Origin of the sequence: Bradyrhizobium elkanii USDA 76 (assembly GCF_023278185.1) — a bacterium.
Lineage (GTDB): Bacteria > Pseudomonadota > Alphaproteobacteria > Rhizobiales > Xanthobacteraceae > Bradyrhizobium > Bradyrhizobium elkanii.
Map to the genome: position 1 here is coordinate 5,981,055 of NZ_CP066356.1, position 11,835 is coordinate 5,992,889.

The 11,835-nt window shown below is 63.6% G+C and carries 12 protein-coding genes; 5 read left to right on the plus strand and 7 right to left on the minus strand.

Features of this window, described 5'->3' with window-relative positions:
- Positions 1 to 32 precede the first annotated feature (32 nt).
- From JEY66_RS29005 to JEY66_RS29025, 5 genes are all read left to right on the plus strand, one after another.
- Positions 33 to 1,391, plus strand: a complete 1,359-nt coding sequence (locus JEY66_RS29005; RefSeq protein WP_018270833.1) for a formimidoylglutamate deiminase — start codon at positions 33 to 35, stop codon at positions 1,389 to 1,391.
- Complete coding sequence (hutC, locus tag JEY66_RS29010; protein ID WP_018270832.1) at positions 1,388 to 2,131, plus strand: histidine utilization repressor; 744 nt, start codon at positions 1,388 to 1,390, stop codon at positions 2,129 to 2,131. The genes JEY66_RS29005 and hutC overlap by 4 nt, the downstream gene beginning before the upstream one ends.
- Before the next feature lie 134 nt (positions 2,132 to 2,265).
- Positions 2,266 to 3,210, plus strand: coding sequence for an ABC transporter substrate-binding protein (locus JEY66_RS29015; protein WP_026192569.1), 945 nt, complete (start codon positions 2,266 to 2,268; stop codon positions 3,208 to 3,210).
- Between the two features lie 78 nt (positions 3,211 to 3,288).
- A complete protein-coding gene (locus tag JEY66_RS29020) occupies positions 3,289 to 4,062 on the plus strand; it encodes an ABC transporter permease (RefSeq protein ID WP_018270830.1) in 774 nt (257 codons plus the stop codon).
- Positions 4,059 to 4,844 carry an ABC transporter ATP-binding protein gene (locus JEY66_RS29025; protein ID WP_018270829.1) on the plus strand — a complete coding sequence of 262 codons (786 nt, stop codon included), beginning with the start codon at positions 4,059 to 4,061 and terminating at the stop codon, positions 4,842 to 4,844. The genes JEY66_RS29020 and JEY66_RS29025 overlap by 4 nt, the downstream gene beginning before the upstream one ends.
- 143 nt (positions 4,845 to 4,987) lie before the next feature.
- Here JEY66_RS29025 and JEY66_RS29030 read toward each other — a convergent pair whose 3' ends face one another.
- The 7 genes from JEY66_RS29030 to urtA all read right to left on the minus strand — a co-directional run bounded on the left by JEY66_RS29030 (position 4,988) and on the right by urtA (position 11,814).
- Positions 4,988 to 5,335, minus strand: coding sequence for an FmdB family zinc ribbon protein (locus tag JEY66_RS29030; RefSeq protein ID WP_016845698.1), 348 nt, complete (start codon positions 5,333 to 5,335; stop codon positions 4,988 to 4,990).
- 98 nt (positions 5,336 to 5,433) lie between these two features.
- Positions 5,434 to 6,663, minus strand: coding sequence for a formamidase (gene fmdA, locus JEY66_RS29035; RefSeq protein WP_016845697.1), 1,230 nt, complete (start codon positions 6,661 to 6,663; stop codon positions 5,434 to 5,436).
- 87 nt (positions 6,664 to 6,750) lie between these two features.
- Positions 6,751 to 7,440: an urea ABC transporter ATP-binding subunit UrtE gene (gene urtE / locus JEY66_RS29040; protein WP_016845696.1), complete on the minus strand. Its 690-nt coding sequence runs from the start codon at positions 7,438 to 7,440 to the stop codon at positions 6,751 to 6,753.
- Positions 7,441 to 7,534: 94 nt separating this feature from the next.
- A complete protein-coding gene (gene urtD, locus JEY66_RS29045; protein WP_016845695.1) occupies positions 7,535 to 8,290 on the minus strand; it encodes an urea ABC transporter ATP-binding protein UrtD in 756 nt (251 codons plus the stop codon).
- A gap of 12 nt (positions 8,291 to 8,302) precedes the next feature.
- On the minus strand, positions 8,303 to 9,439 hold the full coding sequence (gene urtC / locus JEY66_RS29050; RefSeq protein ID WP_016845694.1) for an urea ABC transporter permease subunit UrtC: 1,137 nt from the start codon (positions 9,437 to 9,439) through the stop codon (positions 8,303 to 8,305).
- Between the two features lie 17 nt (positions 9,440 to 9,456).
- Positions 9,457 to 10,383, minus strand: a complete 927-nt coding sequence (urtB, locus tag JEY66_RS29055) for an urea ABC transporter permease subunit UrtB (RefSeq protein WP_026192568.1) — start codon at positions 10,381 to 10,383, stop codon at positions 9,457 to 9,459.
- Positions 10,384 to 10,551: 168 nt separating this feature from the next.
- Positions 10,552 to 11,814 (minus strand): urea ABC transporter substrate-binding protein, encoded by a 1,263-nt coding sequence (gene urtA / locus JEY66_RS29060; protein ID WP_026192567.1) that lies wholly within the window; start codon positions 11,812 to 11,814, stop codon positions 10,552 to 10,554.
- Positions 11,815 to 11,835 lie beyond the last annotated feature (21 nt).

Here is an 11,835-nt window from a genome sequence, read left to right on the forward strand (position 1 = left end):
GTGTCCGGGTTCTGTCCAGCCGGCGTGAAAAAATGACACGACTGCATTTCGCATTCGCGCTGCTGCCTTCGGGCTGGGCCAATGACGTGCAGGTCGTCGTTGCCGATGGCGCGATCGCGTCGGTGACGGCGGGCGTCGCGCCTAGCGCCGGCGACGAACGTCACCAACTGGCGGTTCCGGGATTGGCGAGCCTGCACAGCCACGCCTTTCAACGCGGCATGGCCGGCCTTGCCGAACTGCGCGGCGACATGACCGATACGTTCTGGACCTGGCGCGAGACGATGTATCGCTTCGCGCTGACCATGACACCGGACGACGTCGCCGCCGTCGCAACCCTGCTCTATGTCGAGATGCTCGAGCGGGGCTTTACCCGCGTCGGCGAGTTCCACTATCTGCACCATGATCGCGACGGCGCGCCCTACGCCAATCTCGCCGAGATGGCCGTGCGCATCGCGGAGGCCGCCAGCGCCTCCGGCATCGGGCTCACGCTGCTGCCAAGTTTCTATGCCCACAGCACGTTCGGCGGCGCCGCACCGCATGCCGGGCAGCGCCGCTTCATTTGCTCGGTCGATCAGTTCGCCACGCTGATGACTGCCTCGCGCGAGGCAATCCGAGATCTACCTGGCGCCAACATCGGCATCGCTCCGCATAGCCTGCGGGCAGTAGCACCCGACGAGCTCGCAGCCATCATTCCGCTTGCCAAGGCGGACCCGATCCAAATCCACGCCGCCGAGCAGGTGCGCGAGGTCGAAGATTGCCTCGCCTGGTCGGGACAGCGGCCGGTGCAATGGCTGCTCGAACATGCGCCCGTCGATCAACGCTGGTGCCTCATTCACGCGACCCACATGACGGAGCAGGAAGTCACAGCGCTCGCCCGCAGCGGCGCGGTTGCCGGCCTTTGCCCCGTCACCGAAGCAAGTCTCGGCGACGGCATCTTTTCCGCGCGCGAATTCCTCGCGGCGGGCGGCCGGTTCGGCATCGGAACCGATTCCAACGTACTGGTCGGGGTCGCCGACGAGCTGCGTCAGCTCGAATACGGACAGCGGCTGAAGCACCGCGAGCGCAACGTGCTTTCGGGGCGTCCCGGCGCATCCACCGGCCGCGCCCTGTTCGACCACGCACTCGCGGGCGGCGCGCAAGCTCTGGCACAGACCAAGGCCGGGCTCGCGCCCGGCGCGCGCGCCGACATCGTGTCTCTCGACACCGCGCACCCGTCCCTCGCGGGACGGTCAGGCGATGCGGTTCTCGACGGCTGGCTGTTTGCAACCGGCAGCGACGCGATCGATTGCGTCTGGGCCGGCGGCGACAGGGTCGTCGCGGGCGGACGGCACCGGTTGCGCGACAAGGCGCGCGAGCAGTTCAATGCCAGCGTGCGGAGGCTCGTCGCATGAGTCTCGCCTCCGACCAGGCCAAGCCGAATGCAGCCGGCAAGCCGACGCTCTACAAGCGGATCCGGCTCGACATCGAGACCCGGATCCTGACCGGCGAATGGCCGCCCGGGCATCGCATCCCGTTCGAGCACCAATTGATGGCGCGCTATCGCTGCTCGCGCATGACGGTGAACAAGGCGCTGTCGGAACTGGCGCAGGCCGACCTGATCGAGCGGCGGCGCCGTGCCGGCACCTTCGTGCGCCGTCCACAGCATCTGTCGGCGGTGCTCAAGATCGCCGACATCCGCGCCGAGATCACCGCGCTCGGCCGCAGCTATGGCTATCAGCTGATCGATTGCCGGCGCCGTACCGCAACATCGGCCGATCGGGCTCGGCTCGGCATGGACAAGACCGGCAAGGTGATCGCGATCGCCTGCCGGCACAGCGCCGACAACGTGCCATTTGCCGTCGAGGACAGGCTGATCGATCTCTCCACCGTGCCTGAGGCCGCGACGGCCGACTTTGCGCGCGAACCGCCGGGATCATGGCTGCTGCATCATGTACCGTGGACGGAAGCCGAGCATACGATCAGCGCGATTGTTGCGGACGATCGCACGGCAAAGGCGCTCGACATCGCGGTCGGCGCGCCCTGCCTCGTGATCGACCGCTACACCTGGCGCAGCGCGCGCACGGTGACGGCGGTGCGGCTGCATTACCCAGGCGAGACGCATCGCCTGGTCGCCCGCTTCAAGGGAGGCTGAGGACGCCTTGCGCGGCATATTTCATGCAATGCATCATGGGCCATCGTCCGCCGACATGCTTCATGCGGCAATCCGCCGCGACTGACGTCAAGACATCAACCGGGTTCAATCCATCGTTCAAGAGGTCGACAATCATGCGTTCTTTCAAGCTATTTTCCGCAATCGCAGTGTTGCTCGCGTCCACCGCCGCGTCAGCGGATGACGTCAAGGTCGGCGTCGGCATCTCCGGATGGACCGGATTCGCGCCGCTGACGCTCGCCAAGGAAGCCGGCATCTTCAAGAAGAACGGCCTCGACGTAACCTTGAAGAAAATCCCGCAAAAGGACCGCCATCTCGCGATCGCCTCGGGCGACATCCAGTGCGCGGCGACCACGGTCGAGACCTGGATCTCCTGGAACGCCAACGGCGTCGCGACCAAGCAGATCTTCCAGCTCGACAAGAGCTATGGCGCCGACGGCATGGCCGTGCGCAACGACGTCGCCGCGATCAAGGACCTGAAGGGCAAGACCGTCGCGGCATCGGCGCCGGGCACCTCGCCCTATTTCGCGCTGGCCTGGATGCTGAAGAAGAACGGCCTCTCGGTGAAGGACGTTACCGTGGTGAATCTGGAGCCGGCTGCCGCGGCGCAGGCTTTCGTCTCCGGCCAGAACGATGCCGCGATGACCTACGAGCCCTATCTGTCGACGGTGCGCGCCGCTCCCGACAAGGGCAAGATCATCGCGACCACGCTCGACTACCCGATCGTGATGGATACCTTCGGCTGCACGCCAAAATTCCTGACCGACAATCCGAAAGCGGCGCAGGCGCTTGCCGACAGCTATTTCGAGGCGCTCGACATGATCGCCAAGGATCAGGCCAAGTCCTACGAGATCATGGGCGCCGACGTAAAGCAGAGCGGCGAGCAGTTCGGCAACTCGGCAAAGTACCTGCGCTGGCAGGACAAGGCCGCCAACCAGAAATTCTTCGCCGGCGACTTCCTCACCTTCAACAAGGACGCTGCCGAGCTCCTGCTCGAGGTCGGCATCATCAAGGCCGCGCCGAAGGTCGAGGACATCTACGACGCCAGCTTCATCAAGTAACGCAGCAACCATTTCGGCCGGTCCCGCCTCGCGACACAGCGGGCGGGACCGGCGCATAAGATACGCCTGGATCAATTGATGCGTCCTCTCGAGCCCACGACATCGAAGCAGCGCGTGGCCTATGGCCTCGCCTTCTTCGTGCTGTTCGTCGCCCTCTGGTCCTGGGCGACGTTCGGCGGCCACGTGTCGAAGACTTTCCTCGCCAATCCGCTCACCATGGTGCAGGAAGGCTATGAGCTGCTCGCCAAGCAAGGCTTTCTGTTCGACATCGGGATGACGATCTGGCGCGTGATCGGCGGGTTTGTGCTTGCTGCCGTCATCGCGGTGCCGCTCGGCGTTCTGATGGGAGCCTACAAGCCAATCGAGGCTTTTCTCGAGCCGTTTGTGTCCTTTGCACGCTATCTGCCGGCATCCGCCTTCATCCCGCTGCTGATCCTGTGGGCGGGTATCGGCGAGTTGCAGAAGCTGCTGGTGATCTTCATCGGCGCGGTGTTTCAGATCATCCTGATGGTCGCGGTCACCGTCGGTGCCACACGGCGCGATCTGGTCGAGGCCGCCTACACGCTCGGCGCCCGCGACCGCGGCATCATCCGCCGGGTGCTGCTGCCCTCCGCCGCGCCCGAGATTGCCGAAATCCTCCGGCTGGTGCTGGGCTGGGCCTGGACCTACGTCATCGTGGCCGAACTGATCGGCTCGTCATCCGGCATCGGGCACATGATCACCGACAGCCAGGCGCTGCTCAACACCGGCCAGATCATCTTCGGCATCATCGTGATCGGGCTGATCGGCCTGATCTCCGATTTCCTGTTCAAGGCCTTCAACGCCTGGCTGTTCCCGTGGAAGCTTGCATGACCGCGCTCAGGATCGATCAGGTCTCCCGAACCTTCCCCGCCCGTGCCGGCAACGCGCCGACGAGAGCGCTCGAGCCGACCACGCTCGACGTCGGCGACAACGACTTCGTCACCATCCTCGGCCCCTCCGGCTGCGGAAAATCCACTTTGCTCCGGATCATCGCCGGGCTCGACCGGCCGACCAGCGGACGCGTCACGCTCGACGGGCGCGAGGTCACCGGCCCCGGCGCCGACCGCGGCATGGTGTTTCAGTCCTACACCCTGTTTCCCTGGCTGACGGTGCGGGAGAACATCGCCTTCGGCCTGCGCGAGCGCGGCGTTGCGCAAGGCGAGCGCCGTGACATCGCCGATGCCTTCATTCGTCGGGTCGGGCTGTCGGGCTTCGAAAATCACTGGCCCAAGCAGCTGTCCGGCGGCATGCAGCAGCGCACCGCGATCGCCCGGGCGCTGGCCAACGATCCAAAGATCCTGCTGCTCGACGAGCCGTTCGGCGCGCTCGACAACCAGACGCGCGCGCTGATGCAGGAGATGCTGCTCGGGATCTGGGAACGCGACCAGAAAACGGTGCTGTTCGTCACACACGATATCGAGGAAGCGATCTTCCTCGGCAGCCGCGTCATCGTGATGAGCGCGCGGCCCGGCCGCATCAAGGCCGAGATCACGGTCGATCTGCCGCATCCCCGCTCCTACAAGATCAAGACGACGCCCGAATTTGTCGCCCTGAAAGAACGGCTCGTGGAAGAGATCCGCACCGAGGCCCTGAAAGTCGCCGAGCAGGCCTGAGAGCCTGCTTCTCCGTCATGCCCGGCCTTGTGCCGGGCATCCACGTCTTTGCATCAATCGGGCAAAAGACGTGGATGGCCGGGACAAGCCCGGCCATGACGATGCAGCGCCAGTTTGAGGAAAACCGACGATAGGCTGCGCGGTCAGTGGCTGATCATCCAGGGCCGCGCGGTCGGAAAGCCCTTGGCGCCGCTCTTGGTCCTGGTCATCAGCCGCGCCGGCTTCTTCTTTCCGGTGGAGCAGCAGCCGCAGCCCGGGCCGTGCGCCGCCTTGTACTGATCGAGCGTCTTCGGCGCATGCCGGCTCTGCTCGTTGGTGGCGTGCGCCTTGCGCTTGTCGGAGGGCATGCAGAAGAACGCCGGCGCGGTGAGGATCACGCGCGGCGAAGTCGCCTCGCATTGCGGGCAATCCTGCGGCAGGTCGCATTCCGCCATCGGCCGCATGTCAGTGAACGGACCGCAACCGTTGCAGAGATATTCGTAGATCGGCATTTCCTTAATCCTTGCGCAGTCGTGTGACATCCGGCGATGGATGCGGGGCGGCCGATACGCAGCCGTCCCGCACCCTTCGCGCAGGGATCACTCAGGGATCATTTGTCGGGCGAGATCGGCATCTGCACGTCGCCCTTGATATGCTTGATCGGACCTGCCGACGACGGCATGACGTCGAAGTCGAAGATCTCCGTCGGCAGCCACAGCGTGGCGCAGGCATTCGGGACGTCGACCACGCCGGAGATGTGGCCCTGGCACGGCGCGGTGCCGAGGATCGAATAGGCCTGGGCGCCGGAATAGCCGAACTTCTTCAGATATTCGATCGCGTTCAGGCAGGCCTGGCGATAGGCGATGTGAACGTCGAGATAATGCTGCTTGCCGGCCTCGTCGACCGAGATGCCCTCGAAGATCAGATAGTCCTTGTAGTTCGGCGTGATCGGGGACGGCTTGAACACGGGATTCTTGATGCCGTATTTCGAGACGCCGTCCTTGATGAGATCGACCTTGATGTGCAGCCAGCCGGCCATTTCGATGGCGCCGCAGAAGGTGATCTCGCCGTCGCCCTGGCTGAAATGCAGATCGCCCATCGAGAGCCCGCCGCCCGGCACATAAACCGGGAAGTAGATCTTCGAGCCGCGCGACAGATCCTTGATGTCGCAATTGCCGCCATGCTCGCGCGGCGGCACGGTGCGGGCGCCCTCGAGGCCGATCTTGGCCTTGACGTCGCCCTTCGCCTGGCCGGCATGCGCGGTCGGCGCGAACGGCGGGTTGGCGAGGCCCGGCACCCGGGTCGGGTTGGTCGCGATCAGCTCGGCTTCGCGCTTGTTCCAGGCCGCCAGCATCTTGGCATCGGGCAGACAGCCGATCAGGCCGGGATGGATCAGGCCGGCGAAGTTCACGCCGGGAACGTGACGCGACGAGGTGTAGAGGCCCTTGATGTCCCAGATCGACTTCTGCGCCAGCGGGAAATGGTCGGTGAGGAAGCCGCCGCCATTCTGCTTGGAGAAGAAGCCGTTGAAGCCCCACAGGCTCTCCTTCAACGGACCGACGTCGAGCAGGTCGACGACGAGGAGATCGCCGGGCTCGGCGCCCTTGACACCGATCGGGCCGGACAGGAAGTGCACGATCGACAGATCGATGTCGCGCACGTCGTCGGCGGAATCGTTGTTCTTGATGAAGCCGCCGGTCCAGTCGACGGTCTCGATGATGAAGTCGTCGCCGGGGCTGACCCACTCGACGATCGGAACCTCCGGATGCCAGCGGTTATGGATCTTGTCGTTTTCATAGGCCGACTTGCTGAGATCGACCTTGATCAGTGTATCTGGCATCGCGATGCTCCCCTTGGGTTACACAGTTGAAAGTTTGAGCGTGATCTTGTCGGAAAACCGCCTCACACCCTTCCGGATCATGCTCTGTTAGACGGACAAATATTTCGAGATCTGTGCGGCATCGACGCCGGCGCGCGGTTCGTCGCGGACGATCTCGCCGTTCTCGATGACGAGGACGCGGTCGGCGATGTCGAGCGCGAAGCTGAGAACCTGTTCGGAGACGACGATCGACAATCCCCGCTCATCGCGGATCCGCTTCAATGTGCGCGCCATGTCCTTGATGATCGACGGCTGGATGCCTTCGGTCGGCTCGTCAAGCAGCAGCACCTTGGGCTTGGTCGCCAGCGCGCGGGCGATCGCGAGCTGCTGCTGTTGTCCGCCCGAGAGATTGCCGCCGCGGCGGCCCTTCATCTCGAGCAGCACCGGGAACAATTCGTAGATATCGCCGGGCACCTCGGAACCGCCTGACACCACGAGCCCGGTCTCGATGTTCTCCTTGACCGTCATGGTGGAGAAGATCATGCGGCCTTGAGGGACGTAGGCGAGCCCCTTCGCCACCCGCTCATAGCTCTTCATCGCGCCGAGCTCGGTGCCGTCCATGGTCACCTTGCCGCTCTTGGCCGGCAGGATACCCATCAGCGATTTCATCAGCGTGGTCTTGCCCATGCCGTTGCGGCCCATGATCGCGACGATCTCGTTGGGCGCGACCGAGACATTGAGGCCGTGCAGCACCTCGCTCTGGCCGTAGGCGACGTGAAGATCATTGATTGCCAGCATCGAAGGTCTCCTACAGAGGGTAGCTTCTCTTCATCTCTCCCCGGCGGCGAGAGGTGAACCGAGGGTTCGCGGTTCGATCCGTCGTAAGCATGCGTCAGTGCCCCAAATAGACTTCAATGACCTTCGGATCGTTCTTGACGTGCTCCATCGTCCCCTCGGACAGGATCTGTCCCTGGTGCAGCACCGTGACCTTGTGCGCGATGTCCTCGACGAACTTCATGTCGTGCTCGATCACCAGGACCGAACGATCCTTGATGATGCGGTTGAGCAGCTCGGCCGTCTTGGCGCGCTCGGAGACGCTCATGCCGGCGACCGGCTCGTCGAGCATCAAGAGGTCCGGATCCTGGATCAGCAGCATACCGATCTCGAGCCACTGCTTCTGGCCGTGGCTCAGCTGGTCGGCATAGGTGTTGAGCTTGTCCTTCAGGAAGATCATCTCGGCGACCCCCTCGACCCGCTGCCTGACGGTGTCGTCGCGCTGGAAGGTCAGCGAGCCGAACACGGTGCGGCCGCGCGGAAAGGAAATCTCGAGGTTCTCGAACACGGTGAGATCCTCGAACACCGACGGCGTCTGGAACTTGCGCCCCACCCCGGCCTGCACGATCTCGTTCTCGCGCAGCCTGGTCAGCTCCTGGCCGCGGAACTGGATCGAGCCTGACGTCGCCCTGGTCTTGCCGCAGATCAGGTCGAGCACCGTGGTCTTGCCGGCGCCGTTCGGGCCGATGATGACGCGGATCTCGTTCTCCTCGACATAGAAGGAGAGATCGTTGACGGCCTTGAAGCCGTCAAAGGACACGGTGAGACCGGAGACCGCGAGCAGGAAGTCCTTGGGCTGATGGCCGACGAGCATGATGATCCCTCCTCACTCGGCCGGTGCGCCGTCGGCGATCAGGCCGGCCGCCGATTTCGATTTGCGTGATGCCAACAGGCGATCGATGCGCGGCTGGACGTGGTCCGCCCAGATGCCGGAGAGGCCGTTCGGGAAGGCGAGCACGACCGCGATAAACAGCGCGCCGAGGCCGAACAGCCAGAGCTGCGGGAAGGACTCCGAGAGGCTGGTCTTGGCGAAATTGACCAGCAGCGCGCCCCAGACTGCGCCGAAGATCGACATCCGGCCGCCGACCGCGGTGTAGATCACCATCTCGATCGACGGCACGATGCCGACGAAGGACGGCGACATGAAGCCGACCTCGAGCGTGAACATGGCGCCGCCGATCGCAGCGAACACGGCCGCGGCACAGAACGCGAAGATCTTGAAGTTGGCGACGCTGTAACCGGAGAAGCGCACGCGATCCTCCTGCTCTCTCATCGCCACCAGGATGCGCCCGAGTTTTGTCAGGCGGATGAACTGCGCGGCGCAGATGCAGCCGAACAACAATACCACCTCCACGAAATAGAGGATGTACTTGGCATGATCGGTCCGGATATCCCAGCCATGCAGCGTTCGCAGGTCGGTGATCCCGTTGATGCCGCCGGTGTAGCCCTGCTGGCCCACGATCAGGATGGTCATGATCGCGGCGATCGCCTGCGTGATGATCGCGAAATAGACGCCGCCGACCCGGCGCTTGAACATCGCAGCGCCGATGATGAAGGAGAAGATCGCCGGCACCAGGATGATCGCGATCAGCGCTACCGGGAAGCTGTGGAACGGCTTCCAGAAGAAAGGCAGCGAGGTGAGCTGGTTCCAATCCATGAAATCGGGGATGCCCGGCGTCGACTGGATCTTGGTGTTCGCGACCGAAGACGCCTCGAGCTTGAGGTACATCGCCATGCAGTAGCCGCCGAGGCCGAAGAACACGCCCTGCCCCAGGCTCAGGATGCCGCCATAGCCCCAGCACAGCACGAGGCCGATCCCGACGAAGGCATAGGTCAGATATTTGGCGACCAGGTTGAGGCGGAAGATATCGAGCGACAGCGGCAGGACGAGAAACAGCAGCACCGCGAGCGCAAGGAAGCCGAGCAGTTCGGAGCGATTGAAAAAGCGCGAGTTGATGATCATGACCAGCCTGCTTGTTCTTATTTGCGGACCTTGAGCGCGAAGAGCCCCTGCGGACGCACCATCAGGATGGCGACGATCGTCAGCAGCGTGATCACCTTGGCCATCGATCCCGACAGAAAGAATTCCAGCGTCGATTGGGTCTGCGAGATCGAGAAGGCGGAGGCGATGGTGCCGAACAGCGAAGCGGCGCCGCCGAACACGACGACCAGGAAGGTGTCGACGATGTAGAGCTGGCCGGCGGTCGGTCCGGTCGAGCCGATCATGGTGAAGGCCGAGCCCGCGATGCCGGCGATGCCGCAGCCGAGGCCAAAGGTGTAGCGATCGACCTTCTCGGTATTGATGCCGACGGCGCCCGCCATCACGCGGTTCTGCACCACGGCGCGCACCTGCTTGCCCCAGCTTGACCAGAACAGCACATAGGCGACCGCGATCGTGATCAGGATGGTCAATCCCATCACGAACATGCCGTTGATCGGGATCTGAATGGAGTCGGTCGCCTGCCAGGAGCCCATCATCCATTCCGGCAGTTCGACGCCGACCTCGCGCGCGCCGAAGATCGAGCGATAGGCCTGTTGCAGGATCAGGCTGAGACCCCAGGTCGCCAGCAGGGTGTCGAGCGGACGCTTGTAGAGATGGCGTATCAGCGCCCACTCGACCAGCATGCCGAGCGCGCCGGAGGCGATGAACGCCAAGATCATTGCGATGAAGAAGTAGCCGGGGAACAGCCAGGGCGCGACGTGCTGCACGGCGTTCGACGTCATCCAGGTGACGTAGGCGCCGAGGATCATGAACTCGCCATGGGCCATGTTGATGACGCCCATCTGGCCGAAGATGATGGCGAGTCCCAGCGCCATCAGCACGTAGACGGAGAACAGAATGAGCCCGGCAAATCCCTGCATCGCAAGGATGGCGCCGAGATCGCTGATCGAATAGTCGCCGAACATGATGTCCTCCAGTCCAAGGGGCACGCGCCGCCGGCCAAGCGACGCTCGTTCCGTGGCGTGGACGATGACGTCCACGCCACGATGCGTTGTGGAGCTTCGTAGCCCGGGTGAGCGGCAGCGATACCCGGGGCGATCCCGCATATCGCTCCGCTCATGCGGGCTACTGGCTCACTGATAGCCCTTGGGGAACGGATCCGGCTCGACGAGATCGGCGGTCTCGTAGATCAGCTCATACTGGCCGTCGGCCTTGGCGCGCCCGACGCGGGTCTTCGACCAGAGGTGATGGTTCTCGTGGATCCGGACGTAACCTTCCGGCGCGCCCTTGAACTCGACGCCAGGGGAAGCCGCCGCGATCTTGTCGATGTCGAAGCTCTGCGCCTTCTCCACCGTCAATTTCCACAGCCACGGGCCGAGATAGGCGGCCTGCGTGACGTCGCCGATCACGGTCTTCTCGCCCCACATTTTCTTGAAGGCGGGCACGAAAGCCTTGTTGTTCGGATTGTCGAGCGACTGGAAGTACTTCATGCAGGCATAAGCGCCGGCGATGTTCTCGCCGCCGATACCGTCGATCTCGTCCTCGGTGACCGAGATCGTCAGCAGCGTCTGCTTGGACAGGTCGATGCCGGCCGCCTTGAGCTGCTTGTAGAATGCGACGTTGGAGCCGCCGACGATGATCGCGTAGATCACGTCCGGCTTGGTCAGCTTGATCTTGTTGATGACCGAATTGAACTGGGTAGAGCCGAGCGGGAAGTATTCCTCGCCGACCACCTTGCAGCCTTGCAGATGGTTCTCGATGTGCTTGCGCGCGATCTTGTTCGAGGTGCGCGGCCAGATGTAGTCCGAGCCGAGCAGGTAGAAGCTCTTGGCGCCCTTGGTCTTGTTGACCCAGTCGAGGCCGGCGATGATCTGCTGCGTCGCCTCCTGGCCGGTGTAGATGACGTTCTTGGACTGCTCAAGGCCTTCATAGAAGGTCGGGTAGTACAGCATGCCGTTGTACTGCTCGAACACCGGCAGCACCGCCTTGCGAGAGGCCGAGGTCCAGCAGCCCATCACTGCCGCGCATTTGTCGTTGACCAGCAGTTTCTTGGCCTTTTCCGCGAAGGTCGGCCAGTCGCTAGCGCCGTCCTCCTGGATGAACTTGATCTTGCGGCCGAGCACGCCGCCGGCGGCGTTGATCTGTTCGATCGCGAGCTTCTCGGCCTCGACCGACCCGGTCTCGGAGATCGCCATGGTGCCGGTCACGGAATGCAGGATGCCGACCGTGACTTCGCTATCAGTGACTGCAAGACCCGTGGCATTGACCGCAGAGGTTGCAGGGACGTCGGCAAATGCCGGACGGCCCAGCATCGACATGGCCGGCAAAGCGGCCATTCCCATCAAGAGCTTGCGGCGGAGCGGAGACGGCAGTCCTGGTTTTGTATCGTCTGACATGAGCACCCCATTGGTTCGAGA